Origin of the sequence: Pseudonocardia broussonetiae (genome assembly GCF_013155125.1) — a bacterium.
GTDB classification, from domain to species: Bacteria; Actinomycetota; Actinomycetes; order Mycobacteriales; family Pseudonocardiaceae; genus Pseudonocardia; species Pseudonocardia broussonetiae.
Map to the genome: position 1 here is coordinate 2,054,167 of NZ_CP053564.1, position 26,405 is coordinate 2,080,571.

Genomic DNA, 26,405 nt, shown 5'->3' on the forward strand with positions numbered 1-26,405 from the left:
GTTCCTTATCGGATCTAGGGTGGGTTCGTGTCCGACACCGACTTCCTCGACCTCCCGACGCGGTCGGCCCGTCCGCGCGGCACCGGTCTCACGCACGTGCTCGACGGGGGCGCCGGCCCGTCCGCGGTGGACGACGTGCTCGCCGGGGCGGGCGCGCTGATCGACATCTGGAAGATCGGCTGGGGCACCGCGTACGTCGACGCGGCCCTTCCCCGCAAGGTCGCGGCGCTGACCGCCGCCGGGGTCGACCTGTGCCTGGGCGGCACGCTGCTCGAGATCGCCTGGGCGCAGGGACGCGCCGCGGAGTGCCTGGCCTGGGCGCGCGACCGCGGCTTCGCCCGCGTCGAGGTCTCCCGCGGCACCGTGTCCATGTCGCTGCCGGAGAAGGCCGCGCTGATCGCGCGGGCGGCGCGCGACTTCTCGGTGCTCGCCGAGGTCGGGTCGAAGGCCCCGGGCGAGCTGCACGCCGCGCGGACGTGGCCGGCCGAGTGCCGCTCCGACCTCGACGCCGGCGCGACGCTCGTCGTCACCGAGGGCCGGCAGAGCGGCACCGTCGGCACGTTCGACGACCAGGGGCGCGTGCGCCCGGACGTCGTCGAGGCCGTGGCGTCCGCGGTGGGCGTCGAGCGGGTGGTGTTCGAGGCGCCGCGGGCGAGCCAGCAGGCGTGGTTCATCCGCCGGTTCGGGGCCGAGGTGAACCTCGGCAACATCACCCCGGGCGACGTCCTGTCGGTCGAGACGCTGCGGCTCGGGCTCCGGTCCGACACCGCGTCGCCGGCGGTGCGGGGCGCGGCGGGCGCGGAACCCGCGTGACGGCGGCCGCGCCGGCGGGCCCCAACTTCGTCCCGCTGCGCTACCGCGGGGTCGCCGTGTCGACGGTCCCGCGCGAGGTCGCGCTGGACGCGGAGTCCCTGCGCGCGCACTTCCTGGGCCGCGACGCCTACCGCCGTACGCGGTTCGTCGTCGCCCGCCACGACCCGGCCGTGCCCGGCCCGACCGCCGTGCTGCAGGTCGAGCGGGCGTCGCCGGAGCCGCTGTTCGCGCCGGTCGTGGACGTGCGGCTGCTCGCCGGGCCCGACGAGTGCGCCTACGTCGTCGATCCCGACGTCGACACCGGCATCCCCACCGCGCTGGCCGCCGCGGCCCGCGAGCACGCGCCCGGCGCGCGCGTCGTGGTGGTGGAGGGGCGCTACGCCCACGTCAACTTCATCCTGGAGCCCGCCGCGCTGCGGGTCGTGGTGCGCGACGTCGTGCCGCCGGAGCCGGGCAAGCTCGCCGACCAGGCCGCGCGCGTCGTCGCGGTGCTGGAGGACCTGGCGCCCGTGGAGCTCGTCGCGCGGTCGGTCCGGCTCGCCGACCTGGCCGCAGCCGCCCCGGCCCCGCACTACCTGCTCCCGTGCCGCGGCTCGGGCGGCGAGGTGCCCGGCGCGCGCGTGTCCTACCTCGACGAGCACCCCGAGCGCGCCGACTGGACCCTGCTGGGCTGCGCGCGCTCGCGCCAGATCCACCGGCACTTCTACGGCGAGGACCCGCCGACCGTCGACTTCTGCCCCAAGGCCGGGCTGCCCGGCACGCGCCCGCCCGAACCGGTGCTGACCAAGTGCTGCCTGCAGGAGGAGCACGTCGAGTCCGGCGACGGCTGGACGTCGGTGCCGTGGGGGGCGTCGCTGGAGATGGTGCGGACGGCGCTGCAGGGGCTCGTCGAGCGGGAGGCGCCGACGTGGCGACCCGGCTGACGACCTCGCGGCTGTACGCGCACCTGTGGGGCTCGCCGGAGACCGACGCCCTGTTCGACGAGGTCGCGATGCTGCAGCGCTGGCTCGACATCCTCGTCGCGCTGGCCCGCGCCCAGGAGCCCTCCGGCGTCGTGCCGCCCGGCACGGCCGACCGGCTGGCCGCGGCCGCCCGGGTCGAGGCGCTCGACCTCGGGTTCGTCGCCGAGCAGACGCGCGCCACCTCGCACTCGACGCTCGGCCTGATCCGCGGGCTGGCCCGGGTCCTGCCCGAGGACCTGCGCGAGCACGTCTACGTCGGCGCGACGGTGCAGGACCTCACCGACACCTGGTTCGGCACGGTGCTGCGCGACGTCGGCGACCTCGTCCGGCGCGACCTGCTCGCGTGCGAGGACCTGCTGCTCGCCCTGGCCGCCGAGCACCGCGACACCGTCATGGCCGGGCGGACCCACGGCCAGCCCGGCGCGCCGATCACGTTCGGGTTCAAGGTGGCGTCGTGGGCCGACGAGGTCCGCCGGCACCTCGACCGCCTCGACGAGGGCCGCGCCCGCTGGTGCGTCGGCCAGCTCGCGGGCGCCGTCGGCGCGCTGGCCTTCTTCGGCGCCGACGGCCCGGCGCTGCGCGGCCGCTTCTGCGCCGGGGTCGGGCTGGCCGACCCGGGGATGTCGTGGCTGACCGCGCGCGACCGCGTCGCGGAGTTCGGCACGGTCCTGGCGATGGTCTGCGGCACGCTGGCCCGGATCGGCGTGGAGGTCTACGAGCTGGCGCGCCCGGAGATCGGGGAGCTGGCCGAGCCGGCCGCGCCCGGGGCCGTCAGCAGCATCACGATGCCGCACAAGCGCAACCCCGAGACCGGCGAGCACCTCGACACGCTCGCGCGGCTGGCCCGCTCGTCGTCGGCGGTGCTGCTGGAGGGGATGGTCGGCGGGCACGAGCGCGACGGCCGGTCGTGGAAGGCGGAGTGGGTCGCGCTCCCCGAGGTGTGCCAGCTGACCGCGGCGGCGCTGCGGCTCGCGCGCGGCCTGCTCGGGGGCCTGGAGGTGCACCCGGAGGCGATGGCGGCGACCGTCGAGCGCTTCGGCGGGCTCGACAGCGAGCGGGTCCTCGCCGGGCTGTCGGTGCGGCTGGGCAAGCACCGCGCGCAGCAGGTGCTGCACGAGGTCCTGCGCGACGAGGGTGCCGAGCCCGCCGCCGCGCTGGCCGCGCGCGGCGTCGCGACGGCCGCGGAGGTGCGCGCCTGGGGCGCGGCCGGCGCCGTCGACGCCTGCGGCGCGATGGTCGACGCCGTGCTCGCGCGGGCCGCGCTCGCGCGGGGGCGGGCATGACGCCGCGGTTCCCCCTGGCCGTGCTGCCGACCCCGCTCGTGGAGGCGCCGCGGCTGAGCGCGGCGCTCGGCTGCGGGCCGCTGCTGGTCAAGCGCGACGACCTCGTCGGGTTCGGCGTCGCGGGCAACAAGGCGCGGCCGCTGGAGCACCTCGTCGGCGCGGCCCGCCTGGCCGGCGCGCAGGTGCTCGTCACCGGCGGCGGGCCCGGGTCCAACTTCTGCGCCGCCGCCGCGCTCGCCGCCCGCGTCGCCGGGATGCGCTGCGAGATCGTGCTGTGGGGCGACCCCGAGGGCGCCCCGAACGTCGCGCTCGCGCGGGCGGCGGGGGCGTGCGTCCGGCCGACCGGGCGGTCCGACCGCGAGGAGGTCGACGCGCTCGCCGCCGAGCGCGCCGCCGAGCTGACGGCGTCCGGGACGCCCGCGGTCGCGGTGCCGCGCGGCGGGTCCACCGCCGTGGGCGCCCTGGGCTTCGCCGACGCCGCGGCCGAGCTCGCCGCGCAGCTGGCAGGCCGGCGGCCGTCGGCGGTCGTGCTGCCGGTCGGCTCCGGCGGCAGCGTCGCCGGGCTGCTGGCCGGGATGGCGGAGTGCGGGCTCGACGTCCCGGTGGTCGGGGTGTCGGTGAGCAGGCCACCGGAGTCGGTGCGGGCCTCGGTGCTGGCGCTCGCGCGCGAGTGCGCGGCGCTGCGGGGGACCGTGCCGCCCGATCCCGCGCAGCTCCGCCTGGTCGACGCCCGCGGCCCCGGCTTCGGGCGCACCACCGCGCTCGAGGACGAGCGCGCCCGGCTCGCGCTGCACACCGAGGGCTGGCTGCTGGACACCACCTACGGCGCCGAGGCGTTCTCCGCCGCGGTCGACCTGCTGCTCGCCCACCCGCCGGACCCGGTCCTGTGGTGGCACACCGGCGGCACCGTGCCCGCCGTGGCGCACATCGAGACGGCTCAGAGAGGAACGACCCCATGACGATCCCGCAGGCCCGGGCCCGCCGGTCCCGGCCGGAGGGCTTCCCCCGCTCCGGCCCCGCGCCGGAGCTGATCGAGTCCGGCTTCGAGATCGAGAACGCCGACGCGGCGTTCCTGCACCACGGCCTCAACCTGGCCGACCTCGCGCACGTCCTGGACCTGGCGCGGCGCGGGATCGTGCCGCCCGACGCCGAGCGCACGCTGCTGGCGCTGCTGCTCGACGTCTGCGACATCGCGCCCGAGGACTTCCCCTACGACCCCTCCTACGGCGAGCCCTACAACTCCCGCGAGCGCTACTTCGTCTCCCGCATCGGCGACGTCGCCGGCTGGCTGCACGCCGGGCGCCCGCGGCGGGAGGCGGCCCGCGTCGCGCTGCGGCTGCACCTGCGCGCGGCGCTCGCCGAGCTCGTCGAGGAGGCCGTGCGGGCGTCGCTCGACCTCGTCGACCGCGCCGAGGAGCACGCCGCGACCCTGCTGCCCGACCAGACCTACCTGCAGCAGGCCCAGCCGTCGACGTTCGGGCACTACCTGCTCTCGTTCGTCTACCCCACCGTGCGCGACGCCCGCCGGCTGCTCGACGAGCTCGACGGCATCGACACGAGCCCGGGCGGGGCGGGGTGCGTCAACGGCACCCGGCTGCTGGAGGACCGCGCGCCGATCGCGGCCGCGCTGGGCTTCCGGTCGGTCATCCCGCACACCCGCGACGCCATGTGGCAGGTCGACGGGCTGGTGCACATCCTCGCCACCACCGCGAGCCTGCTGTCGAACTTCTCGAAGCTCGCCGAGGACCTGGAGATCTTCTCCTCCAGCGAGTTCGACTTCGTCGACCTGGCCGACGCCTACAGCCGCTCCAGCATCCTCATGCCGCAGAAGCGCAACCCCTACGCGCTGGCGATCGTGCGCGGCGCGTCCGGGGTCGTGATCGGGCGCCTCACCGGCTTCCTCGCGGTGACCAAGAGCCCGTCGGCGCGCAGCGACAACCTGATCTTCGCCTACGGGGAGGTGCCGCGGGCGCTCGACCTGGGCCTGCGGATCACCCGCCTGATGGGCGGGGTCGTGCGCACGCTGCGGGTCAACCCCGACCGGATGCGCGAGGAGCTCGACCGCGGCTACACCCAGGCCACCGACCTCGCCGAGCACCTCGTGGGGCTCGTCGGGGTCGACTACCGGACCGCGTACGTCGTCGTCGGCAACACGGTGCGCGCGGCGGCGCAGGCGGGCGTCCCGGGGGCGGCGATCACCGGCGGGATGCTCGACGACGCCGCGCGGGCCCACACCGGGCGCGACTGGGGCCTCGCCGACGTCGACCTCTCCGACGTGCTCGACCCGCGCTCGATCGTGGCGTCGCGGCGCGCGGAGGGCGGGGCGGCGCCCGACGCGGTGGCGGCGATGGTCGCCGACCTGCGCGTGACCCTCGACGGGATCGGCGCCGCGGCCGCGGCGCGGACCGCGGGGTTCGCGGCGGCCGAGGACGAGCTGCTGGCCCGGGCGCGTGCGGGCGCCGGGTGAGCGGGTGCCGGCCGAGCGGGTGCCGGGTGAGCGGGTGTCAGCTCTCCGGCACGTCGACCGCGACGACCTCGACCGGCGCGTCGGAGGAGTTGCCGCAGCGGTGCTCCAGGCCGGACGGGAAGTGCAGGGCCTCGCCCGCGGCGACCTCGTAGCGGTCGGCGGCCACCTCGACGTCGAGCCGGCCCTCCAGCACGATCAGCAGCGTCTCGCCCGCGCGGCGCAGCCCGGGGCGCTGCTCGCCGGGCTCGAGCCGGGCGACGGTGCCGCGCGCCCGGAAGCGGTCGGGCGACCCGGTGATCGTGACGGGGCCGGCGGCGATCCCGTCGGCGAAGCGCGTGAGCACGGCGGTCGGGGCGGTGTCGTCGTCCTCGACGAAGTGCCGGATCGGCGCGCCCAGGGCTCCGGCGATCTTGAGCAGCGTCGTGATCGTGGGGACCATGTCGCCGCGCTCGACCTTGTGCACCGACGCCGTGGAGACCTCCGCGGCGCGGGCCAGCTGCTGCAGCGTCATGCCCCGCTCCAGGCGGAGCGCCCGGACCTTGGGCCCGATCGACCCCACCACGTCCTCCCACGCCGACGGCGCCTCCGGCACGGCGACGGCGGCGAGCGGATCGCTGGGCATCGGTCCTCCACGTGGTTGACAGCACACCGCGTTCTAGTATCGTAGAAATCTGTTCCTGATAGGAAAACTTCTGCGTCTCGGAACCTGCCCAGGGTAGGGCGCTGCAGCGAAAGGGTCCCGACGTGTCAGCAGCACCGCGGCGAACTGTCGTGATCGGAGGGGGCGCCGCAGGACTGGGCGCCGCCGGTGGGGTGAAGGCCGCCGACCCCGGGGCCGAGGTGATCGTCTACACCGAGTTCGAGGACGTCGCCTACAGCCCCTGCGGCATCCCCTACGTCCACGGCGGCGAGATCCCCGACTTCGAGCGGCTGTTCCTGGCCGGCAAGCAGGCCTACGTCGACGCCGGCATCGACGTCCGCTACGAGACGGCCGTGACCGCGATCGACCCGGCCGCGCACACCGTCACGGTGGCGGGCGAGGGCGCGGTCCGCTACGACTCCCTCGTCATCGCCACCGGCTGGAACTACGCCGACCCCGGCGTCCCCGGCGGGGACCTCTCGGGCCTCTACTACGTCAAGAACATCCGCAAGGCCATGGAGTGGGACAAGGTCATCTCCGAGACCAAGGCGGCGGTGGTCGTCGAGGCCGGGCCGCTGGGCCTGGAGATGGTCACGGCGCTGGCCCACCGCGGCGTCGAGACCCACCTGATCGACCCCAACCCCTACGCCCTGTCGATGATGGCCGACCCCGACATCATGGCCCCGGTCGAGGAGTCCTGGCGCGAGCTCGGCGTGCACCTGCACTTCAACACCACGCTCGAGGAGTTCCTGGGCGACGCCGACGGCAAGGTCCGCGCCGTCCGCACGTCGGGCGGGGAGATCACCGCCGACCTCGTCGTCATCTCCACCCACAAGACGCCCGAGACCGCGCTGGCGAAGGCCGCGGGCCTCGACCTCGGCTCCACCGGCGCGATCATCGTCGACGAGCGGATGAAGACCTCCGCGCCCGACGTCTGGGCGGCGGGCGACGTCGTCGAGATCCCGCACGGCCTCACCCGCACGCCGCTGCAGGGGCTGACCGGCTCGCACGCCTACGCCCAGGGCAAGACGGCCGGCACCAACGCCGGCGGCGGCGACCGCGCCTACCGCGCGGTCTACGTCCCCTGGGGCACCCCGGCCGGGAAGTGGGTGATCGGTGGCGCGTCCTTCGGCGAGGCCACGGCCACCGCGCTCGGCATCCCCTACGTCAAGGGCGAGGCGCAGGGCATCTCGCGCGCCCGCTACTACCCGGGCGTGCAGCCGGTGAAGGTCAAGCTGCTCGCCGAGCCGGGCACGCTGCGGCTGATCGGCGCGCAGATGATCGGCGGCGGCGAGGGCATCAAGGAGCGCGCCGACTTCCTCGCCCAGGCGATCCGGTTCGGCATGACGCTGCACGACCTGTCGACGATGGAGAACGTCTACTCGCCCGCCATCGGCGCGCTCAACGAGCCGATCGTGGTGGCGGCGACCAACGGCGTCGCCGCGGCGAAGGCGAAGTAGCGGCGATGGCGTCCTTCTTCGGCTGGCTGCGCAGCAACTCCGAGCACTACCTGCTGGTGGCCGCGCACCAGAAGCTGGCCCGCACCCTCGGCTCGCCGCCGCCGCGGCCGCCGAAGGGGCTCAAGGAGCTCTTCTGGCTGCGCGTGTTCGCCCCCGTCTACGCCCTGCTCCCGTGGCCGGTCCGCAGCCGCATCATGCGCGCCATGCCCGGCAGCCACCGCCAGACCTGGGCGCCACCGCCCCGGTCGCGAGGACCTGCGGTCTGACCGCGACAGCTCCACCACCCACCCGCACAGAAGGAGAACCACCGTGGCTCAGATCATCGGCGAGCGCCCGAACACCGGCGACGTCATCGTCGACTACGACGAGAAGCTGTTCGACGACATCCAGGCCAACGAGGGCGAGAAGGCCTACATCTTCATGCACACCGTGCCCTACGAGGGCTCGGTCGGCTTCGTGAACATGCTGACCGCCACCCGGATCAACCGGAAGGGCTTCGACACCAGCATGGTGCTCTACGGCCCCGGCGTGCTCATGGCGTCGGCGACGCGCGGCTTCCCGACCGTGGGCGCCGAGGCCTTCCCCGGCCACATGAACTTCAACAACCAGCTCGGCACGTTCATGAAGGAGGGCGGCAAGGTCTACGCCTGCCGCTTCGCGATGGCCGCGCTCTACGGCATGCGCGAGACCGACCTCATCGACGGCGTCAAGCCGATGCACCCGCTCGACGTGCTCGACGCGACCCTGACCGCCCGCCGCGAGGGCGCGCTCGTCCTGCAGACCTGGACCCTCTAGCCGTGACCGCCGGGCCAGGACCGACCCCGTCGCGGGTGGGTCCCGGCCCGGCGTCGGAGGTGCCGCCGTGAACCCGTTCGCGTCCCCCCTGGCCGCCCCCGGACCCGCCGACGTCGACGCGTGGCGCAGCCGGTGGAGAGCGGCCGGCGAGGCCCTGTTCCCCACCCTGATGACCGACCCGCCGTCCTACGCCGGGGCGGTGGAGACGATCGGCGCGCTGGCGGCGGAGCTCGGCCGCCGCCGCGCCGACCTGCCTGCGCTCGTCGCGGCCATGACCGACCCGGACGCGTTCCTGGCCGAGTGCGGGCGCCGTCCCAGCGCCGTGCCGGCGACCCTGCTCGTCGGGGTCGCGTGCGGGATGCGCGAGCGCGACCTGATCGCCGAGGAGGTCCGCGCCGGCCACCGCAGCGCCATCGAGCGCTCGCGCGCGGCCGGGGAGGCGTGGGCCGTGCTGGGCGGCCCGGAGGCGATCGAGGACGTGACGGGCGGGGCCAGCGGCGTCGCCTGCTGCACCCACCTGCACATCCCCTCCGGCGTCGAGATCCGCGCGAGCGTCGACGCCTGGTCGCCGGAGCCCTACCGGATCGACGTCATCGAGCCCGGGGTGCTGCCGCCGCGCGGGGGGTCGTTCACCCGCCGCGAGCCCTGGATCGCGGAGTTCCACCGCGTCCGCGCCGAGATCGGGGGCAGCCCGTGACCACCGCCCGGCCGCTGGCCCCTCCTCCGGTCCCGTCCCCGCCGCCGGTCGACCCGGTGGCGCGGGAGTCCTGCCGCCTCGTCGCCGACGCCGCCGACCTCGACGCCCATCACGCGGTCCGCCGCACGGTGTTCGTCGAGGAGCAGAGCGTCTTCGCCGGGACCGACCGCGACGACCGCGACGACGACCCCCTCACGCTGCACGTCCTCGGCCTGGTTGACGGCCGCCCGGCGGGCAGCGTCCGGCTCTACCCGATCGGGCCGGGGCGGTGGAAGGGCGACCGGCTCGCGGTGCTGCCCGGCCGCCGCGCCGGGCGGCTGGGCATCGCGCTCGTCCGCTTCGCCGTGGCCACGGCCGCCGCGCGCGGGGGCGACCGGATGGTCGCGCTCGTCCAGCAGCCCAACGAGGTCTTCTTCCGCAGGCTGGGGTGGGAGCGGCTCGCCGAGCCGCAGCTCTACGTCGGGATCCCGCACGTGCGGATGGACATCGGGCTGCGCTGAGCCGCGCACCGGCCGTGCCCGTGGATCCGGGGTCAGCGCGTCCGCGGCGCCGGCAGCACCAGGCGCCCCCCGGCGGCGAACGACTCGCGCGCGGCGGCGGGCAGGGCCGCGGCGATCCGGTCGAGCGCCGCCGCGCGGTCGGCGGGCGCGCCGAGCTGCGCGGTCAGCAGGTCCGACCGCGTGCCGGTGGCGATCCGCGCGGCCTCCTCGGGCCGCCCGAGGTGGTGCAGGGCGAGCGCCTCGTACTTGGGTGAGGAGTGGCGCCGGGCCACGTCGAGCAGGCGCTCGGCCTCCGAGGCGTCCCAGCGCGCCCGCATCTCGACCAGGCGCATCGTGGCCCGCGGCCGGAAGGGCAGCGAGCGCTCCAGCATCGGGCCGGCCTCCTCGACCGCGGCGGCGGCGTCGTCGGGGCGGCCCAGCATGAGGTCGCAGTCGGCCACGGCGAGCAGCGCGTGGAGCTCCTGCTCGAGCTCCAGCGCCCCGCCGCCGCGGTGCGCGAGCTCGACGGCCCGCACGGCGTGCTCGCGGGCGCGCTCGACCTGGCCCAGCTCCTGCCACATCCACGACGTCGTCGTCTCGATGCCGGCGCGGTAGAAGCCGAGGTTCTCCGCGTCGATCAGGCGGCGCGCGTTGTCCAGCGAGCGCAGGGCGCCCGCGAAGTCGCCGGTGTCGCCGCGGGCGAGCGCGGTGAAGAACAGGGTCTGCAGCAGCGGCCGGAACTCCCCGGTGCGCCGGCACAGCACCGCGGCCCTGGCCAGGACGGAGCGGGCCTCGTCGAAGCGGTCCTGGTGCTGGAGCAGCGCGCCGCGGTAGGCCAGTGCGATGGCGGTGGTCGCGTCCTCGCCCGACGCCGAGAGGACCTCGTCGTAGGCCGCGGCGGCGCCGGCGTAGTCGCCGTCCCAGTGCCGGACCCGGCCCAGCAGCAGCGTGGCGGTCGGCAGCGCGCGCGGGGCGGCCGCCGCCGACTCGGCGAGGTGGGTGGCCTGCTCGGCGAAGTCGACGGCGACGGCGGCGTCGCGGGCGTAGAACGCGGTCCAGCCCAGCTGCTCCAGCGCCTGCGCCTCCAGCTCGAGGTCGCCCAGCTCGCGCGCCAGCGCCAGCGCGCGCTCGTGGTCCTCGTGGGCGTCGCCGGGGCGGCCCAGGTCGCGCCGGACCTGCCCGCGCCGCAGGTGCACCGCCACGAGCTGCGCGGTGTCGCCGCCGGCCGTCGCGGCCTCGACGGCGCGGTCGAGCAGCCGCTCGGCGTCGGTGTGGGCGAACGAGACGTCGGCGGCGTCGGCGGCGGCGAGCCAGGCCCGGGCCGCGCCCCGCGGGTCGTGCGCGGCCGCCAGGTGCAGGGCCGCGGCCTCGGGCCGGTCGGCGAGCAGGCGGGCCGCGCGGCGGTGGCGGTTGACCCGGACGGGCTCGGGCACCGACTCGTAGGCCACGCGCCGGACGATGTCGTTGGCGAAGCGGAACGTGTCGCCCTGCACGGTGAGCAGGCCCGCGCGCATCGCGCGGTCCGCGCGCGACGCGCAGTCCTCGACGTCGAGCCCGGACAGCGCGGCCACGTCGTCGAGCACGACGGTGGTGCCGAGCGTGGCGCACTGGGCGAGCAGGTGCGCGACGGCGTCGCCCGCGTGGTCGAGCCGGGCGGCGACGGCGTCGTGCAGCGTCGGGGGGACGGCGGGCGGGTCGTCGGGGGCGGCCGGGTCGACGGGCAGGCGCAGCAGCTCGGAGAGGAACAGCGGCGAGCCGCCCGTCCACGACCACACCCGCCCGGGGTCGTGCCCGCGCCCGCAGCGCTCGACGAGCACGGCGACGTCGGCGCGGGTCAGCGGCCCCAGCGGGATCCACGACGCGAGGTCGCGCAGCTGCGCGGTGACGACCGGGGACTCGTCGGTGCGCTCGGTGAGCAGCAGCAGCACGCGGCTGCCCTGCCAGTGCGCGGCCAGCACGTGCAGCGCCTCCACCGTGGACTGGCTCGCGTGCTGGACGTCCTCGACGACGAGCAGCACCGGCGCCCGGGCGCCGAGCCGGGTGAGGAACCCGCTCACCGCGTCGACGCTGCGGCGGTGCTCGACCTCCGGCGCGGCCCGCTCGTAGGGCACCGGTCCGACCAGGTCCGACAGCTCGGGGACGAGCTCCACCAGCGTCCCCAGCCGCGCCCCGGCCAGCTCGCGGACCTCGGCGGGAGGCGTCCGGTGCACGACCGCCCGGACGAGGTCGACGAGCGGCTGCAGGTACAGCGACCGCTCGGCCTCGAAGCAGGTGGCCTCGACGACCTGCGCGCCGGCGTGGCGGACCTCCGCGGTGAGCGCGGCGGCCAGCGCGGTCTTGCCGATCCCCGCCTCGCCGGTGAGCACCGTCAGCACCGGGGTGCCGGCCGCGGCGGACGCCCAGAGGTCGCGCAGCCGCCCGAGCTCGGCGTCGCGACCGACGAGCCCGGGCGCGGCGGGGGCGGCCGGCGCAGGCGGGGCCGCCGGCCGGTTCTCCGCCCGCAGGACGGCGAGGTGCAGGGCCTGCGTCGCCGGGGAGGGGTCGATGCCGAGGTGCTCGGCCAGCGACTCGCGCAGCGACCGGTAGGCCAGCAGGGCGTTGCCGGGCCGGCCCGCGCGCTGGTGGGCGAGCATGACGGTGCGGCACGCGCCCTCGTCGAAGGGGTCGAGGTGCAGCACGGCCGCGGCGACCTGGGCGGCCGTGTCGACGGCGCCGAGCTCCAGCGACGCGGCCGCCCACGCGGTACGGGCGCGGTGCAGCAGCTCGCCGACCGAGCGGCGCAGCTCGCGCACCCAGCGGTCCTCGTGCTCCCCGGCCAGTGCGACGTCGGCGTCGAGGAGCTTGGCGGCCTGCTCCCCGCTGGTCGACGCCAGGGCGAAGCGGCCCCGGCCGAGCTCCAGCTCCGCGGTGGCGACGAGGTCGGCGGCCTCCAGCAGGTCGACCGCGGCGAGGTCGGCGGGCATCCGGTACCCGGCGGCGGAGCCCTCGATGAGCGCGCGGCCCAGCGCCCGGCGCAGACGGCTGATCAGCGCGGCGACGTTGCGGTCCGCCCGGTCGGGCGGGTGGTCCTCCCACAGCGCGTCGACCAGGTGCTCGATCGGCACGAACTCGCCCCGGCGCGCGGCGAGCACGGCGAGGACCCGACGGGCCTTCCCGACGGGCACGTGTCCGGAGAGCTCACCCTCGACGGTGAAGGGGCCGAGCAGGCAGAGCCGCAGGGGCTGACCCACCTGGCGGACTCTACCCGGGCCGATCGGCGCTGACGGGGGAGGTTGTCCGCGCATCCGTCTACTATGATGGAAAGTGATCTCTTATCGTGAAGAACCACGCCATCGAAGGGCTCCGCGCACCATGCCCAGAACCGTCGTCGTCGCTCTCGGGGGCAACGCCATCACCCGCAGCGGCGAGAGCGGCACCCACGCCGAGCAGACGGCCAACGCCCGCGCCATGGCCGAGGCCGTCTGCCGCATGCGCGACGCCGGCTGGAACGTCGTCGTCGTGCACGGCAACGGCCCCCAGGTCGGCAACCTCGCCATCCAGCAGGAGGAGGCCGCGCACCGGGTGCCGGAGATGCCCCTGTACTGGCTCGGCGCGATGAGCGAGGGCCAGCTGGGCTGCCTCATCACCCTCGCGCTGCACGAGGCGGGCGGCGGGGACCTGCCCGGCGTCGTCGCCGTCGTCACGCACATGGTGGTCGACGCCGACGACCCCGCGTTCGCGCGGCCGACCAAGCCGATCGGCCCCTTCCTCGACGAGGACACCGCGCGCCGCCACGCCGCCGAGCGCGGCTGGACCGTCGGGGAGGACGCGGGGCGCGGCTGGCGCCGGCTCGTCGCCTCGCCCGAGCCGCGCCGGATCGTCGAGATCGACGACGTCCGCGCCCTGGTCGACCGCGGGTCGGTCGTCGTCGCGGCGGGCGGCGGCGGCATCCCCGTGGTGCAGGCCGGGCACGTGCTGCGGGGTGTCGACGCCGTCGTCGACAAGGACCTCGCGGCCGAGAAGCTGGCCAGCACGCTCGGTGCCGACGTCCTCATGCTGGTCACGGGCGTGCCGCGGGTGATGCTGGACTTCGGCACGCCGCGGGCCCGTGACGTCGGCGAGATGACCACCGACGAGGCGCTGGGGCACGCCGCGGCCGGGCAGTTCCCGGAGGGCAGCATGGGCCCCAAGATGCGGGCGGCCACCCGGTTCGTCCAGGCCACCGGCGGCACCGCGGTCGTCACCGACGTCGAGCACGCCTGCGCGTCGCTCGCCGGCGGTGCCGCGGCGGGCACCCGCATCGTCCCCACCCGCATCGTCCCCACCGCAGCGAGCGTCGGAGCGGCATCGTGATCCACTCACTCACCGTCCACCCCGAGACCTACGTCGACTCGATCATGCAGCTGTCCGGCACCCGGGCCCTGCGCGCGGTCGAGGGCGTCGACTGGGCCAGCGCGGCCATGGCGACCCCGACGAACGTGAAGACGCTGCAGGACGAGGGCTTCCCCGCCGACGACCTGTCCGGCGCCGGCGCCAACGACCTCGTCCTCGCCGTCCGCGCCGAGTCCCAGGACGCCGTCGACGCGGCGCTGGAGGCGGGCGACCAGGCGCTGTTCGCCGCCCGCGGCACCCCGTCGGAGACGGCGAAGGTCCCGGCGGCGACGCTCGACGAGGCCCTGCGGCGCCAGCCCGGGAGCAGCGTGGCGGTGGTGTCGGTGCCCGGCGACTACGCCGCGCTGGAGGCGCACAAGGCGCTCTCGGCCGGCCTGCACGTGCTGCTGTTCAGCGACAACGTCCCCGTCGAGGACGAGATCGCGCTCAAGGACCGCGCCGTCGGGCTCGGCCTGCTCGTCATGGGCCCCGGGGCGGGCACCGCGATGCTCGGCGGCACCTGCCTCGGCTTCGCCAACGTCGTCGCGCCCGGGCGGGTCGCGGTCGTCGCGGCGGCCGGCACCGGCGCGCAGGAGGCGGCCGCGCTGCTCGACCGGTGGGGCGTCGGGATCTCGCAGGTCGTCGGGCTGGGCGGGCGCGACCTCGGCGCCCGCGTCGGCGGCCGGATGGCGCTGGCCGCCGTCCGCGGGCTCGCGGCCGACGAGGGCACCGACGCGATCCTGCTGGTGTCCAAGCCGCCGGACGTCGACGTGGCCCGGGCGGTCCTCGCGGCCGCGGGCGACACCCCGCTGGTCGCCGCGCTGATCGGCGTGCCGGAGGACTTCGAGGCCCCGCCGGGCGTCACGGTCACCCGGACGCTGGAGGCCGGGGCCGTCGCGATGGCCCGGATCGCCGGGGCGCCCGCGCCCGACGTCACCGCGGGCCTCGTCGACGCGGTGCGGGCGGAGGCGGACCGGCTGCCCGCGCGGCGCACCCTGGTGCGCGGCCTGTTCTCCGGCGGCACGCTCTGCTACGAGTCGCTCGTCGTGCTCGCCGACGTCCTGGGCGACGTGCACTCCAACACCCCGCTGCGCGCCGGGCTGGGCCTGCCCGCGCCGCAGGGCGCGCACACCTGCCTCGACCTGGGCGAGGAGGAGTACACGAAGGGCCGCCCGCACCCGATGATCGACCCGCAGGCGCGCCTGGAGCTGCTGCGCGAGGTGGGTGACGACCCGGACGTCGCCGCGATCGTCCTCGACGTCGTGCTCGGGTACGGCGCCCACGACGACCCGGCCGCCGAGCTGGCCCCCGAGTGCGCCCGGATCGTCGCCGGCGGCGGACCGGCCGTCGTCGTCTACGTCCTGGGCACCGAGCAGGACCCCCAGGGCCTCGAGCGCCAGCGCGCCGAGTTCACCGACGCCGGCTGCCTGGTCACGGCCACCGCGGCCCGCGCCTCGCTCGCCGCGGCCGCGCTGGCCCGCCGCGAGCCCGAGCTGGCCGGGACGGCGCTGTGAGCGGCCCGCGGGTGGCGCTCGTGACGCACTCGACGAAGCCGCGCGGCGGGTTCGTGCACACCCTGGGCATCGCCGAGGCGCTGCACGCCGACGGCGTCGACGTGCACCTCGTGGCGCTCGGCGACCCCGCGGCCGGGCTGCCGCGCGCGACGCCGGTGCCGCACACCGTCCTCGCCGGGCCCTCGCACGCCGGCACCACGCTCGACGAGCGCGTGTTCGCCGCGATCGACACCCTGGAGGCCGGTCTGGCCGGGCTCGCGGGCGCCTTCGACGTGCTGCACACCCAGGACTGCATCGCCGCCCGGGCCGCGGTCCGCGTGCGCGACGCCGGGGCGCCGGTCACGGTCGTGCGCACCGTGCACCACGTCGACGACTTCACCACGCGCGCGCTCGTCGACTGCCAGCGCGCCGCGATCGCCGAGCCCGACCGGGTGCTCGTGGTGAGCGAGCAATGGCGCGCGATCCTGCGCGACGAGTACGGCCGCGAGGCCGCGGTCGTGCCCAACGGCGTCGACCCCGCCCGGTTCGCCTCGCCCGGCCCGGAGCGGGTCGCCGAGCTGCGGTCGCGGATCCCGGCGGGGCGCGCGCTGCTGCTGGGCGTCGGCGGGATCGAGCCCCGCAAGGGCACCCGGCACGCGTTCGAGGCGCTGGGCCGGCTCAAGCGCGAGCGGGGGCCGGTGGCGACGCTCGCGATCGTCGGCGGGCACTCCTTCCAGGACTACACCGCCTACCGCGAGGCCGCGCTCGCCGCGCTGCCCGGCCTCGGGCTGGTCCTCGGCGAGGACGTCGTGCTGCTCGGCACGGTCTCCGACGCCGACCTCGCCGGCTGGTACCACGCCGCCGACGCGCTCTGCTTCCCGTCGGTCAAGGAGGGCTGGGGGCTCGTCGTGCTGGAGGCGATGGCGGCGGGGCTGCCCGTCGTGGCGTCCGACCTGCCGGTGTTCACCGAGTACCTGGCCGACGGCCGCGACGCGCTGCTGCCCCCGGTCGGCGACCCCGCGGCCCTCGCGGCCGCCCTGGGGCGCCTGCTCGACGAGCCCGCGCTGCGGGAGCGGCTCGTCGCGGGCGGGCGGGCGGTGCTGCCCCGCTACACGTGGGCGGCGAGCGCCGCCCGGCACCGGGAGGTCTACGCGGAGCTGACCGCGCCGGTGCCGGGCTGACGGTGGGTCAGTGGCCGTGCCCGTGGCCGTGGCCCTCGCCGGGGGCGTGCTCGTGGTCGTACCCGGCGGGCCGCCCCGCGAGCTCGCCCGCCCGGCTGCGGGCCTGCGCGAGCGGGACGGTGCCGTCGCCGTCGAGGACGTCCTCGAGCGCCGAGAGCCACTGCTCGTAGTAGCGGTAGCCGACCCCGTCGGGGTGCGCCGCCTCCCACTCGGCGACGCGCGCGATCAGCGCCTGCTGGAACACCGGCCACGCGAACGCGCCCGCGTCGTGCAGGCTCACGGCCATGCCGAACGCCCGCGACTCCCACGGCTCGGTGAACACGAGCTCGCCGTTGGAGCGCGGCGGGGCGGCCGCTCCCTCGTAGGCGAGCGGGGCCTCCCGGTGGGTGGTGCCCGCGGTCACGGCGCCGCGACCTTCGCGACCCCCACGAGCGCGTCGCGGGTGATCAGCGGGACCAGCTCCTCCTCGGAGAGGTCCTCGGTGCCGGCCGGCCGCTCGGGCAGCACCAGCCAGCGCACCTCGGAGCTGGAGTCGCGCACGACGATCTCGACGTCGTCGGCCAGCTCCAGGCCCATCTCGGCGAGGACCGCGCGCGGCTCGCGCACGACCCGCGCCCGGTAGGCCGGGTCCTTGTACCACGACGGCGGCAGGCCCAGGACCGGCCACGGGTAGCAGGAGCACAGGGTGCAGACGGTGACGTTGTGCCGCTGCGGGGTGTTCTCGACGACGACGATGTGCTCGCCCTGCGGCCCGCCGAAGCCGAGCTCCTTGACGGCGGCCGTGCCGTCGGCGAGCAGCCGCGCGCGGTACTCGGGGTCGGTCCACGCCTTCGCGACGACCTTCGCCCCGTTGAGCGGGCCGACCTTCGTCTCGTAGTTGGCGATGAACCCGTCCATCACCTTCGGGTCCACGAGCCCGCGCTCGGTGAGCAGCTGCTCGAGGGCCTCCGTGCGCAGCGCCGGGGACAGGCGCTCGGTTCCGGGGTCCGCGGACGTGGTCATGCCGGCTCCAGGTAGCTGTCGAAGAGTTCGATGGTCAGGGAGAAGGACTCGGCGTCGGGCCCCCACAGGTCGTGGGAGTCGAACGCGACGGTGAAGACGTGCTGCGGGTTCTCGCCCTCGAAGTGGGCATGGGTGTCGGGCAGCAGGTGCCCCGGCTGCACGGCCTCGACGGTGCCGACGTGCCCGCGCACGTAGCGCGGCAGCCGGGTGTGGCCGGCGGGGCTCATGTCCTTCGCGCGCACGCGGTCGCCGGGTGCGAACCGCGGCGGCTCGGGCACCTCGCGCAGCGAGCCGGGCCCGGTGGGGGTGTAGTCGGGCTTGGCCGGCTCCGCCGGGGCCGGCGGCTCCTCGACGTGGCCGCCCTGCAGGTTGCGCGCCCGCGCGTCGACGGCGCCGGGCGCGAGGATCGCGCTCTCGGTGAGCATCAGCTCGGCGGCGTTGAGCCAGCGGCCGTAGTACCCGTCGTCGAGGTAGGCCACGCGGGGCAGGCGCTCCAGCGCGTGGCGGAAGGCGTCGAGGTTGCGCCCGGAGATGCGCCCCATCGACAGCACGGTCATCGCGAACGCCCGCCCCTCCCACGGCTCGGCGAACGGCGGCTCGTCGCGGCGCGGGGCCGTGGCGGTGCCCCATCCCTCGGTGCCGCCCATGTCGGCGATCCCGTCCATGGCTCGTCCTCCTTCGCTTCGGTTCTCAGCGGTCGGTGCTCAGCGGTCGGTGCTCAGCGGTCCAGGCGGGCCGCGAGGTCGAGCAGGGCGTCGGTGAAGCACGCGAGCGGCGCCGTCGCCACCCCCGCGCCCACCTGGCCGGTGCCCGCGCTCGCGTGCAGGATCCCGGTCGTGATCTTCGGTGTCACCCCGGTCTCGACGACGCGCCGGACGTCGACGCCCAGCGGGGTGCCGGCGAACTCCATCGGCGGCAGGGTGAAGCGGCTGCTGGTGCCCGCGCAGATCGTGCGGAACGCCGCGGTCGCGGCCGCGGCGTCGGCCATCGAGCCGCCGAGGAACGCCGCGACGGCGGCCGACCCGCCCGCCGCCGGCCCGCCCATCCCCGTCAGCTCCAGGACCGCGCTGTCGCCGATGTCGCGCGCGCTCGTCTCGGGCCCGTTGCCGGAGTAGTAGAGCGCCTCGCCGACCGGCGGGGCGGGGCAGGTCCGCCACTCGTCGGTGCCGGAGAGCTTGATGCCGAACGTGGTGCCGTTGCGCGACATCGTCGTGACGATGCTGGAGCCCTCGACCTGCCCGGCGTGCAGCTGCAGCGACTTCGCCGCGGCCATCGCGAGGTTGAGGAAGAACAGGTGGTTGCCGCCGAGGTAGCCGGCGAACGGCACGCGCAGCGCGTCGGGCAGGGCGGCCACGTGCGGCAGCCAGGTGCGGGTGAGCAGGTTGGTGGCGGCCTGGGTGCGCATGTGCAGGTCGTCGCCCATGGTGATGCCCTGCGCGGCGATCGCGAGCACGTCCAGCGGGCCCGCGGCGTCGAGGATGGCGGTCAGCGCCGGTCCGGCCGTCGACGCCAGGAAGCGCAGCCGCTCGATCGCGGCGTCGGTGTCGCGGCCGAACCAGGCCACCTCGCCGGGACCCTGGTTGAGCGGCGAGAACGCGCGGGTGCCGCCCTCGGCGTCGTCGACCACGAGAACGGGCTGCGACGGTCCCACTGCGCTGGCCATCGGGACCACGGTGTCGTGGTGGTTCGCGGGGGAGAGCGCGACCGCGCCACGGTGCAGCAGGTCGTCGGCCGCGGTGACGTCGTCGGCCCAGCCCTCGGCGACCGTCGCCGCGCGCATCGAGCGCTGCAGCGGGTCGCACGCCTGCGCGTAGGCGATCGGCGGGCCGCAGTGCAGCAGCGTGCGTCCCTCGAACCCGGGCACGTCGGCGACGGTCGCGGTGCCGACCAGCCGGGGCACGCCCTCGTCGAGCCGGCGCAGGACCTCGGCGTTGGCGGCGTCGACGGTGGCGGCGTGCACTCCGTAGAGGGAGGTCAGGGCGCGGACGGCGACCGGGTCGCCGTCGGCGGGGATCCGCCAGTCGACCTGCTCCACCGGCCGCCCCTGCGCCCGGACGGCGTCGGCGAACATCGGCAGGCCGACGTTCACGACGGCGACGGAGTCGGGCAGGGACGTGACCGTCATGGGTGGCCTCTCGTCGGGGTGGGTGCAGCGAGGCATTTCTACTATAGTAGATGCATGACCGACGTTCTCAACGGTGCTCCTCCCCGTCCCGAGGGGGCCGCCGACCCGGCGGCCGTCGCCGCTCTGATCATGGACCTGCAGGCGGTCGGGCTGCGGATCGACACCGAGCTGGCGACGTCGCGGACCGGGGGTGCCGGGCCGTCGGACTCGGGGATGCTCTGGGTCGAGGGCGTGCCCGTCACCGTGCCGCCGAGCACCACCTCGCCCTACCGGCTGCTCGCCGACGACGAGGGGCAGAGCATCTACCGCGACGGCCGCAAGGTCGCCTCGGTCTCGGGCACCGACCGGCCCCGGTTCTACGACCTGCAGACCGCCGACGGCGTCCCGTACCACCAGATCGCGCTGCTGCACCTGGACTCGCTCGCCTCCACCGTCGTGCAGGCCTGCAACTACTGGGGCAACGCCGACCAGTGCGGCTTCTGCGGCATCGGGCTCTCCCTGGCCGCCGGCCGGACCGTCGCGAAGAAGACGCCGGAGATGCTGGCCGAGGTCGCCGTGGCGGCGAAGGAGCTCGACGGCGCCGTCGACGCCACGCTGACCACCGGCTCGTCGGTCGCCCCCGACCGCGGCGCGCTCTACGTCGCCCGCTGCGGGCAGGCGGTGAAGGAGGCGTCCGGGCTGCCGGTGGAGGTGCAGTTCGAGCCCCCGCGCGACCTGTCGGTGCTCGACCGCGTGCACGACATGGGCATCGACTCCGTCGGCGTGCACGTCGAGTCGTTCGACCCCGCCGTCCTCGCCCGGGTGGCCCCCGGCAAGTTCCGCACCGGCATCGACAGCTACTTCCGGACCTGGGAGCGCGCCGTCGCGCTGTTCGGCGAGGGCCGCGTGTCGACCTACGTCATCCTCGGCATGGGCGAGGACCCCGACCTCACCGTCGCCATGTGCAAGCGGGCCGTCGACATCGGCGTCTACCCCTTCGTCGTGCCCTTCCGCCCTGTCGCCGGGTCGCTGATGCAGGACGTCCCGGCCCCGTCGCGGGAGTACACGGAGCCGATCTACCGCAAGGTCGCGGCGTTCCTGGCCGAGCGGGGGCTCGGGGCCGACACGGCCGTGGCCGGCTGCGCCCGCTGCCAGGCCTGCTCCTCGCTCAACCTGGTGCAGCAGGCGGGCGCGGCCCCGCCCTGCGGGCCGTCCGGTGGGGTCGGTGGGGTCGGTGGGGGGCCGACGCTGCTGCAGATCGGGAGCCGTCCCTGACGCTCGCCCGGTCGCCGGCGTTTCCTGAGATCGTCGGGACCGTGACATCAGGGTCGTCGGGAGGGCCGTGAGAGTGCGGTCTCGGCGATCTCCGCCGGGTGATCGTCGAGAGTGTGACCTGGTGGTCCTTGCGGCGACGGTGGTGGTGCGGTTCCGGCGATCTTGAGTTCGGCCGGGTCCGTCGCCCCGCGCGACGAGCGCCTGGCCCCGGCTCGCCCACCGGCGACCGGCTGACGCCCCCGTCCCCGCCCGCGCCCCGCCCCCGCCGACTCGCCGCCGCCCCTGGCGGCTCGCCGCCGCCCCCGCCGCTGGCTCGGCCGCCCATGCCGACCCGCCGCTGCCCCCGCCGCCGACCCGCCGGCTCCCGCCGCTGCCTCGGCCGCCCCTGCCGACGCGCCGCCGCCCCCGCTCCTGCCGCCCCTGCCGCCCCTGCCGCCGCGCCGCCGCCCCCGCTCCTGCCGCCCCTGCCGCCGCGCCGCTCCTGCCAACCCCACCGCCCCCCACTACCCTCGGCCGCATCTGCCGCGTCGACCAAGATCGTCGAGACCGTGACGCCAAGGTCGCCCAGACGACCGTGAGGGTGCGGTTTCGGTGATCTCCGCCGGGTCATCGTCGGGAGTGTGACCTGGTGGTCCTTGTAGCGACCATGGCGGCGCGGTTCCGGCGATCATGAGTTCGGCCGGGTCGTCGGCCTCCGCGACGCGTGGCGCACCACGGCTCGCCACCGGCGGCCGGCTGACGCCCCCGCCCCGGCCTCCGCCCCCGGCCCCGGCCCTGGGCCCGGAACCAGCCCAACCCGGGCCCTGGCCCCGGACAGCGGCCCCATCGGCCAAGATTGTCGAGACCGTGACGCCAGGGTCGTCGGAGGGGCCGTGAGGGTGCGGTCTTGGTGATCTCCGCCGGGTGATCGTCGGGAGTGTGACCTGGTGGTCCTCGCAGCGACCGTGGTGGCGCGGTTCTGGCGATCATGAGTTCGCCCGGGTCGTCGGCCTCCGCGATGGGTGGCGCACCACGGCTCGCCACCAGCGGCCGGCTGACGCCCCCGCCCTCGCCCCCGGCCGCAAGATCGTCGGAACCGTCCCGGCCTCGACCACCGGCGGCGGGCTGCGACGCCCCGGCCCCGGCCCCAGCCCCGGTCCCGCTCCCAGCCCCAGCCGCATCGGCCAAGATCGCCGAGACCGTCACGTCAGGGTCGTGGGGACGACCGTGGGGGTGCGGTCTCGGTGATCTCCGCCGGATGATCCCCAAGAGTGTGACCTGGCGGCCCCCGCAGCGACCGTGGCGTCGCACTATCGACGATCACGCTGCCCGCACCGGCCGCACGACCCGCGGCGCGACAGAGATCGGCCGGTCGCCGCGGTGCAGCCGCAGACCACCGGACTGGAGATCACCCAGAGCGCACCGGCAGGGTTCCGGCGATCACCCGAGGTGGGGCGGGCGGGGGATGCCGGTGATCCGGACCTCGTCCAGGTGCAGGACCGGCAGCGTCTCGCCCCCCGCCCTCACCGCCAGCAGGCCGGAGTCGTCGAAGGTGCCGGCGACGGCGGCGGGGATGCCGCGGGCGGCGAAGGCGTCGACGCAGCGGGCCTCGCGGCCCGGCGGCACGCTCAGCAGGAAGCCGAAGCTGGGGAAGCAGTTCAGCCACCAGGTCAGCGGCACGCCCGCGGGCGTGGGAACGGCGTCGAGGTCGACCGTGACGCCGAGCCCGGCGCACTCCAGCAGCATCGCCAGCGACCCGACGAGCCCGGCCATGCTGATGTCCTTCGCCGCCACGCAGGTGCCGTCGGCGGCGAGCTCGGCGAGCAGGCGCACGTCGCCCGCGCAGCGCTCGCCGCGCTCGCGGAACGCGGGGAAGAACGGGAAGTCGGTGCGCGCGCGTCCGTCGAGCGCCGCGGCGACGACGAGCGAGTGGCCGGGCTCGGCGCGGGTCACCGACAGCGGCACCGGCGCGTGCCCGACCCCGAACGCGGAGACCGACGGCGGCCCGTCGTGCACGGTGAGGTGCCCGCCGACCAGGGGGACCCGGTACAGCGCGCACGCCTCGCGCATCCCGGCGAGCACGCCCCGGACGACGTCCTCCGGCCCGGTGACGGTGTCGACGATCCCGAGCGGGAGCGCCCCCATCGCGGCGAGGTCGTTGACGTTGGTGAGCACGGCGGCGATGCCCGCACCGTGCGGGTCGGCGACCACGAACGGCGGGAAGACCGCCTCCCCGCACGCGACGACGCTGCTGCCGCCGGCGTCGAGCACGGCCCCGTCGTCGCCCGGCCCGCCGACCCAGTCGGTGCTGAACCCGCCGCCCTCGGCGAGGAGGGTCCCGATGGCGGCCTTGGCGTGCAGGCCGGGGTTGGCCAGCACGGACGCGACGATGTCGGACAGCGGCTCGGTCACGGCCGGAGGAGCACCCATGTTCATACACTATAAGAGAAGGGCCGTCCGACGGGATCTGTCCGTGCGTAACCAGGCGTCACTGGATCGGGTGACAGCTCAGGGTTACGGAAACACGTCGGTGGGTAACGACGATGAAGAGTCGAGACCCGAGCGGAAGGAAGCCCGATGAGCACCCACGTCACCGGCGTCGGACCCACGGACACGACCTCCCGCGAGCACGACATCGCCTCGGCGCTCGTGCGGCTGCGCTCGGCGTTCGACCCCGACCCCGACAGCCGCGAGCGCGCCAAGCAGCGCCTCATGATGGTCCTCACCGCGATGGACGCCGACCCCTCGGCGCACCGCGGCTCCTCCGGCGGGGCGTCGTTCGCCTGCTGACCCCGTCGCACGTGGTGCGTCAGACGACGCGCCCGTCCTCCAGGTAGCGGGTGACGCCGGCGGCGCGGGCGTCCACCGCCGCGGTGACCCGGCGGACCAGCCGCGGCTCCATCATCACGAACAGCTCCTCGCACGGCAGGAACGCCCAGGACGCCAGCTCGTCGGGGGCCAGCTCGACGGCGTCGAGCTGCTCGTCGGTGAGGACGCCGCCGTCGAAGACGAACCGGACCCGCTCCTCGCGCACGAGCGGGGCCCAGTCGACGACGAGCAGGCGCCCGACCGGCAGGTCGAGGCCGAGCTCCTCCTTCAGCTCCCGCGCGCACGCCTCGCTCGGGCTCTCGCCCTTCTCCACCTCACCGCCCGGGATCTCCCAGTGCCGCTTGTAGGTGGGCTCGACGATGAGCACGCGCCCCTCCTCGTCGACGAAGAGGGCCCCGGCCGCGGCGGCCGGCCGCGCGATGGTGTCGACCCGGTCCATCCGGTCCATGGTGCGTTCTCCCGAGCGGTCAGGCGGGTGCGGTGCCGATGATCCCGCGCAGCTGGAGTGTCGCGCGGATCGGCAGCCCCGGCCTGACGAACGGCTGCACCGCGCGCAGGCAGGCGTCCCGGAACTCCTCCGCGCCCGCCGCGACGACCGCCTCGTAGCCGGGGCCGGTGGAGGCCAGGCCGCGGGCGTAGTGCTCGGCGTCGGCGAACTCCAGCACGAACGGCACGTCGAACAGCTCGCCCGGTTCGAGGCCGGCCGAGGTCAGGAACGCGGCGGCCACCCCCGGCCGCTTCAGGGCGACCATGTCGGACTGGCGGTCGACCTGCGGCGGCGTCGCCAGCCGGAACGGGGCGAACAGCGGGCCGCCCTGCGACTGCGCCATCTCGCCCCAGAACGTGAGCGCGACCTTCCCGCCCGGCCTGAGGACCCGGGCGGCCTGGGTGATCGCGTCCGGGGTGGTGGCCCAGATGCCGCGGAAGCTGGTGACGGCGTCGAACGAGGCCGCGGCGAAGTGCGGCGCGGCCATGTCGCCGACGACGACCCGGCTGTCGGGGTTGCGCAGCTCGGCGACCGCGGCGAGCCGGGGCGAGGCGTCGACGCCCGCCACCTCGGCCCCCCGCAGCCGGGCGAGCTCCATCGCCAGCCCGGAGCCGCACGCCATGTCGAGCACGGCGCTGCCCGGGCCGATGCCGAGCAGGCCGTGGACGTGCTGGTACTCCCGGACGGCCGCGGGCTCCATCAGGGCCGCGAAGTCGGCGGCCCGCCGGCCCCAGCCCTCGTCGACGGTCCGCCACTGCTCCACGGCCGGACCGGCCTCAGTGGTAGGGCTTGTGCGGGATCGCGGCGTCGTTGAGCTGCTGGTCCATGTCGACCCAGATGGCGTCGTCCTCGATCTTGCACGCGTAGACCGGGATCGGGGCGACGGCCGGCACGCCCTTCGGCTCGCCCGTGCGCAGGTCGAAGCACGAGTTGTGCGCCGGGCAGATCAGGGTGTCGTCCTCCTGCAGGTAGCCCTCGTTGAGGGGCTGCTGCTGGTGGGTGCACGTGTTGTGCACCGCGGCGACCTCGTCCTCGTAGAGCCGCACGAGGCACACCGGCTCGCCCGCGAGCTGGACGAGCATCATGTCGCCCTCCTCGAGCTGGTCCAGGTCCGCGACCGCTTCCCACGCCATGGTTCCTCCTAGGGTTTCTTGCGCCGGGCCACGGGCAGGGAGCCGCGGACCTCGACCCAGCCGTTGCGGATTCGCGTGGGCAGGATCGGTTGGGGGTGGTGCGCCGGGCCGCGGACGATGCGGCCGTCGCGCAGGTCGAAGCGGGACTCGTGCAGCGGGCAGGTCACCACGCAGTCGACGACCGGGCCGCGGGAGAGCAGCGCGCCCGCGTGGCTGCACACGTCGTCGATGGCGTGCACGACGTCACCGGAGCGGTGCAGCATCACCTGGCGCCCGTCGACGGTGACGCCGGCGGTGGCGCCGTCGGGGAGGTCGGCCTCCTGGACGGCCTGCACCCAGCGGGTCGGCCCGGTCGTCGTCGCGACGCGATTGACCATCACCGCCTTCCCCTGCACGAGGTGACCGCCGACGTAGCCGGCCGCTCCCGTGACGGCCATGCTCGCGAGGCCCAGCACCTGCGCCGGACGCCGGTGGCCGTTCACGCGGGCGACCAGCGAGGCTCCCTGCAGCGCGGTGCCGGCGAGGTTGAGCAGGCCGTGGAACAGGCCGGTGCGGCGGTCGTCGCCGTCGCTCACGGTCCAGTCGGTGAAGCCGGTGGCGACGGTGCCGGCCGCGGCGAGGAGCCCGGCCGCGCTCAGCGTGCCGGCGGCGTCGAGGCCGCCGCCGTCGTCGGAGCCGTCCTTGCCCAGCGCGTCGAGCACCACCGTGCCCGCCCAGAAGCCGATCGGCAGGTCGCTCAGGGCGGCGTGCAGCGAGTGCCCGGCCCAGCGGCCGCCGTGCATCAGCTCGACGAGGAGGTTGTCGCGGTGGCGGTCGTACAGCGGCTGCGACACCGCCGACACCGACTCCTCCAACGACTTCAGCCACGGCCACCGCTCCACCCGGGCGAACAGGTGCCGGTGCCACGTGGTGACCCCCAGGGGTCCTTCGGTGTCCGACATGGACTCTCCCGTCCTCCTGCGGTGGCGCGCAGTCA

The 26,405-nt window shown here is 75.8% G+C and carries 26 protein-coding genes; 15 read left to right on the forward strand and 11 right to left on the reverse strand.

Annotation, left to right across the window (positions count from 1 at the left end):
- Nucleotides 1-27 precede the first annotated feature (27 nt).
- The 5 genes from HOP40_RS10125 to argH are packed head-to-tail and all read left to right on the forward strand — an operon-like array spanning nucleotide 28 to nucleotide 5,525.
- A complete protein-coding gene (locus HOP40_RS10125; protein WP_172157031.1) occupies nucleotides 28-813 on the forward strand; it encodes a phosphosulfolactate synthase in 786 nt (261 codons plus the stop codon).
- The gene (locus tag HOP40_RS10130) at nucleotides 810-1,736 is read left to right on the forward strand and encodes an XcbA family protein (RefSeq protein ID WP_172157033.1); all 927 of its coding nucleotides are present in this window, start codon (nucleotides 810-812) and stop codon (nucleotides 1,734-1,736) included. Before HOP40_RS10125 ends, HOP40_RS10130 begins: the two co-directional genes overlap by 4 nt.
- Complete coding sequence (locus HOP40_RS10135) at nucleotides 1,721-3,058, forward strand: class-II fumarase/aspartase family protein (RefSeq protein ID WP_172157035.1); 1,338 nt, start codon at nucleotides 1,721-1,723, stop codon at nucleotides 3,056-3,058. Before HOP40_RS10130 ends, HOP40_RS10135 begins: the two co-directional genes overlap by 16 nt.
- Entirely contained in the window at nucleotides 3,055-4,017 is a 963-nt protein-coding gene (locus HOP40_RS10140; protein WP_172157037.1) for a 1-aminocyclopropane-1-carboxylate deaminase/D-cysteine desulfhydrase, read from the forward strand. The genes HOP40_RS10135 and HOP40_RS10140 overlap by 4 nt, the downstream gene beginning before the upstream one ends.
- A complete protein-coding gene (gene argH, locus HOP40_RS10145; RefSeq protein WP_172157039.1) occupies nucleotides 4,014-5,525 on the forward strand; it encodes an argininosuccinate lyase in 1,512 nt (503 codons plus the stop codon). Before HOP40_RS10140 ends, argH begins: the two co-directional genes overlap by 4 nt.
- Before the next feature lie 37 nt (nucleotides 5,526-5,562).
- On the opposite strand, the gene HOP40_RS10150 is transcribed toward argH, so the two are convergent.
- Nucleotides 5,563-6,147: a helix-turn-helix domain-containing protein gene (locus HOP40_RS10150; RefSeq protein WP_172157041.1), complete on the reverse strand. Its 585-nt coding sequence runs from the start codon at nucleotides 6,145-6,147 to the stop codon at nucleotides 5,563-5,565.
- Between the two features lie 149 nt (nucleotides 6,148-6,296).
- Here HOP40_RS10150 and HOP40_RS10155 point away from each other — a divergent pair, with 149 nt between their 5' ends.
- The 5 genes from HOP40_RS10155 (at nucleotide 6,297) to HOP40_RS10175 (ending at nucleotide 9,617) form a co-directional block, all read left to right on the forward strand.
- A complete protein-coding gene (locus HOP40_RS10155; RefSeq protein WP_240157608.1) occupies nucleotides 6,297-7,625 on the forward strand; it encodes an FAD-dependent oxidoreductase in 1,329 nt (442 codons plus the stop codon).
- Nucleotides 7,626-7,630: 5 nt separating this feature from the next.
- Complete coding sequence (locus HOP40_RS10160; protein WP_172157045.1) at nucleotides 7,631-7,891, forward strand: hypothetical protein; 261 nt, start codon at nucleotides 7,631-7,633, stop codon at nucleotides 7,889-7,891.
- 43 nt (nucleotides 7,892-7,934) lie between these two features.
- Nucleotides 7,935-8,420, forward strand: coding sequence for an MSMEG_0572/Sll0783 family nitrogen starvation response protein (locus HOP40_RS10165; protein ID WP_172157047.1), 486 nt, complete (start codon nucleotides 7,935-7,937; stop codon nucleotides 8,418-8,420).
- 67 nt (nucleotides 8,421-8,487) lie between these two features.
- On the forward strand, nucleotides 8,488-9,117 hold the full coding sequence (locus HOP40_RS10170) for a hypothetical protein (RefSeq protein ID WP_172157049.1): 630 nt from the start codon (nucleotides 8,488-8,490) through the stop codon (nucleotides 9,115-9,117).
- Complete coding sequence (locus HOP40_RS10175; RefSeq protein WP_240157609.1) at nucleotides 9,114-9,617, forward strand: MSMEG_0567/Sll0786 family nitrogen starvation N-acetyltransferase; 504 nt, start codon at nucleotides 9,114-9,116, stop codon at nucleotides 9,615-9,617. Before HOP40_RS10170 ends, HOP40_RS10175 begins: the two co-directional genes overlap by 4 nt.
- 32 nt (nucleotides 9,618-9,649) lie before the next feature.
- Here HOP40_RS10175 and HOP40_RS10180 read toward each other — a convergent pair whose 3' ends face one another.
- Nucleotides 9,650-12,826: an ATP-binding protein gene (locus HOP40_RS10180; protein ID WP_172157051.1), complete on the reverse strand. Its 3,177-nt coding sequence runs from the start codon at nucleotides 12,824-12,826 to the stop codon at nucleotides 9,650-9,652.
- A gap of 121 nt (nucleotides 12,827-12,947) precedes the next feature.
- On the opposite strand from HOP40_RS10180, the gene HOP40_RS10185 reads away from it, so the two are divergent.
- The 3 genes from HOP40_RS10185 to HOP40_RS10195 are packed head-to-tail and all read left to right on the forward strand — an operon-like array spanning nucleotide 12,948 to nucleotide 16,620.
- Nucleotides 12,948-13,928 carry a carbamate kinase gene (locus tag HOP40_RS10185; protein WP_172157053.1) on the forward strand — a complete coding sequence of 327 codons (981 nt, stop codon included), beginning with the start codon at nucleotides 12,948-12,950 and terminating at the stop codon, nucleotides 13,926-13,928.
- Nucleotides 13,925-15,460: a protein FdrA gene (locus HOP40_RS10190; RefSeq protein WP_240157610.1), complete on the forward strand. Its 1,536-nt coding sequence runs from the start codon at nucleotides 13,925-13,927 to the stop codon at nucleotides 15,458-15,460. The genes HOP40_RS10185 and HOP40_RS10190 overlap by 4 nt, the downstream gene beginning before the upstream one ends.
- A gap of 20 nt (nucleotides 15,461-15,480) precedes the next feature.
- Entirely contained in the window at nucleotides 15,481-16,620 is a 1,140-nt protein-coding gene (locus HOP40_RS10195; RefSeq protein WP_172157055.1) for an MSMEG_0565 family glycosyltransferase, read from the forward strand.
- A 7-nt stretch (nucleotides 16,621-16,627) separates the two neighbouring features.
- Here HOP40_RS10195 and HOP40_RS10200 read toward each other — a convergent pair whose 3' ends face one another.
- The 4 genes from HOP40_RS10200 to HOP40_RS10215 are packed head-to-tail and all read right to left on the reverse strand — an operon-like array spanning nucleotide 16,628 to nucleotide 19,747.
- Entirely contained in the window at nucleotides 16,628-17,023 is a 396-nt protein-coding gene (locus HOP40_RS10200; RefSeq protein WP_172157057.1) for a nitrile hydratase accessory protein, read from the reverse strand.
- The gene (gene nthA, locus HOP40_RS10205; RefSeq protein WP_172157059.1) at nucleotides 17,020-17,622 is read right to left on the reverse strand and encodes a nitrile hydratase subunit alpha; all 603 of its coding nucleotides are present in this window, start codon (nucleotides 17,620-17,622) and stop codon (nucleotides 17,020-17,022) included. Before nthA ends, HOP40_RS10200 begins: the two co-directional genes overlap by 4 nt.
- The gene (gene nthB / locus HOP40_RS10210; RefSeq protein ID WP_172157061.1) at nucleotides 17,619-18,287 is read right to left on the reverse strand and encodes a nitrile hydratase subunit beta; all 669 of its coding nucleotides are present in this window, start codon (nucleotides 18,285-18,287) and stop codon (nucleotides 17,619-17,621) included. The genes nthA and nthB overlap by 4 nt, the downstream gene beginning before the upstream one ends.
- A 53-nt stretch (nucleotides 18,288-18,340) precedes the next feature.
- Nucleotides 18,341-19,747 carry a YlbE family protein gene (locus HOP40_RS10215; RefSeq protein WP_172157063.1) on the reverse strand — a complete coding sequence of 469 codons (1,407 nt, stop codon included), beginning with the start codon at nucleotides 19,745-19,747 and terminating at the stop codon, nucleotides 18,341-18,343.
- Between the two features lie 54 nt (nucleotides 19,748-19,801).
- On the opposite strand from HOP40_RS10215, the gene HOP40_RS10220 reads away from it, so the two are divergent.
- The gene (locus HOP40_RS10220) at nucleotides 19,802-21,001 is read left to right on the forward strand and encodes an MSMEG_0568 family radical SAM protein (RefSeq protein WP_172157065.1); all 1,200 of its coding nucleotides are present in this window, start codon (nucleotides 19,802-19,804) and stop codon (nucleotides 20,999-21,001) included.
- Nucleotides 21,002-22,420: 1,419 nt separating this feature from the next.
- Here the strand turns inward: HOP40_RS10220 and HOP40_RS10230 are convergent.
- Nucleotides 22,421-23,410: an AIR synthase related protein gene (locus HOP40_RS10230; protein ID WP_172157068.1), complete on the reverse strand. Its 990-nt coding sequence runs from the start codon at nucleotides 23,408-23,410 to the stop codon at nucleotides 22,421-22,423.
- Between the two features lie 147 nt (nucleotides 23,411-23,557).
- Between HOP40_RS10230 and HOP40_RS10235 the strand changes: the two genes are divergently transcribed.
- Nucleotides 23,558-23,770 carry a hypothetical protein gene (locus tag HOP40_RS10235; protein WP_172157070.1) on the forward strand — a complete coding sequence of 71 codons (213 nt, stop codon included), beginning with the start codon at nucleotides 23,558-23,560 and terminating at the stop codon, nucleotides 23,768-23,770.
- Nucleotides 23,771-23,789: 19 nt separating this feature from the next.
- Here HOP40_RS10235 and HOP40_RS10240 read toward each other — a convergent pair whose 3' ends face one another.
- From HOP40_RS10240 to HOP40_RS35835, 4 genes are read right to left on the reverse strand one after another with little or no spacing between them, the layout of a single operon-like run.
- The gene (locus HOP40_RS10240; RefSeq protein WP_205347147.1) at nucleotides 23,790-24,248 is read right to left on the reverse strand and encodes an NUDIX domain-containing protein; all 459 of its coding nucleotides are present in this window, start codon (nucleotides 24,246-24,248) and stop codon (nucleotides 23,790-23,792) included.
- Between the two features lie 28 nt (nucleotides 24,249-24,276).
- On the reverse strand, nucleotides 24,277-25,059 hold the full coding sequence (locus HOP40_RS10245) for a class I SAM-dependent methyltransferase (RefSeq protein ID WP_172157073.1): 783 nt from the start codon (nucleotides 25,057-25,059) through the stop codon (nucleotides 24,277-24,279).
- Between the two features lie 13 nt (nucleotides 25,060-25,072).
- Nucleotides 25,073-25,429, reverse strand: a complete 357-nt coding sequence (locus HOP40_RS10250; protein ID WP_172157074.1) for a Rieske (2Fe-2S) protein — start codon at nucleotides 25,427-25,429, stop codon at nucleotides 25,073-25,075.
- A gap of 8 nt (nucleotides 25,430-25,437) precedes the next feature.
- Nucleotides 25,438-26,370, reverse strand: coding sequence for a Rieske (2Fe-2S) protein (locus HOP40_RS35835; protein WP_172157075.1), 933 nt, complete (start codon nucleotides 26,368-26,370; stop codon nucleotides 25,438-25,440).
- Between the last annotated feature and the right edge of the window lie 35 nt (nucleotides 26,371-26,405).

Coding starts and splice junctions, on each gene's coding strand:
- argH (WP_172157039.1), top strand. CDS start 4,014: ATGACGATCCCGCAGGCCCGGGCCCGCCGGTCCCGGCCGGAGGGCTTC.
- HOP40_RS10185 (WP_172157053.1), top strand. CDS start 12,948: ATGCCCAGAACCGTCGTCGTCGCTCTCGGGGGCAACGCCATCACCCGC.
- HOP40_RS10160 (WP_172157045.1), top strand. CDS start 7,631: ATGGCGTCCTTCTTCGGCTGGCTGCGCAGCAACTCCGAGCACTACCTG.
- nthB (WP_172157061.1), bottom strand. CDS start 18,287: ATGGACGGGATCGCCGACATGGGCGGCACCGAGGGATGGGGCACCGCC.
- HOP40_RS35835 (WP_172157075.1), bottom strand. CDS start 26,370: ATGTCGGACACCGAAGGACCCCTGGGGGTCACCACGTGGCACCGGCAC.
- HOP40_RS10215 (WP_172157063.1), bottom strand. CDS start 19,747: ATGACGGTCACGTCCCTGCCCGACTCCGTCGCCGTCGTGAACGTCGGC.
- HOP40_RS10140 (WP_172157037.1), top strand. CDS start 3,055: ATGACGCCGCGGTTCCCCCTGGCCGTGCTGCCGACCCCGCTCGTGGAG.
- HOP40_RS10235 (WP_172157070.1), top strand. CDS start 23,558: ATGAGCACCCACGTCACCGGCGTCGGACCCACGGACACGACCTCCCGC.
- HOP40_RS10220 (WP_172157065.1), top strand. CDS start 19,802: ATGACCGACGTTCTCAACGGTGCTCCTCCCCGTCCCGAGGGGGCCGCC.
- HOP40_RS10150 (WP_172157041.1), bottom strand. CDS start 6,147: ATGCCCAGCGATCCGCTCGCCGCCGTCGCCGTGCCGGAGGCGCCGTCG.
- HOP40_RS10240 (WP_205347147.1), bottom strand. CDS start 24,248: ATGGACCGGGTCGACACCATCGCGCGGCCGGCCGCCGCGGCCGGGGCC.
- HOP40_RS10250 (WP_172157074.1), bottom strand. CDS start 25,429: ATGGCGTGGGAAGCGGTCGCGGACCTGGACCAGCTCGAGGAGGGCGAC.
- nthA (WP_172157059.1), bottom strand. CDS start 17,622: ATGACCACGTCCGCGGACCCCGGAACCGAGCGCCTGTCCCCGGCGCTG.
- HOP40_RS10230 (WP_172157068.1), bottom strand. CDS start 23,410: ATGGGTGCTCCTCCGGCCGTGACCGAGCCGCTGTCCGACATCGTCGCG.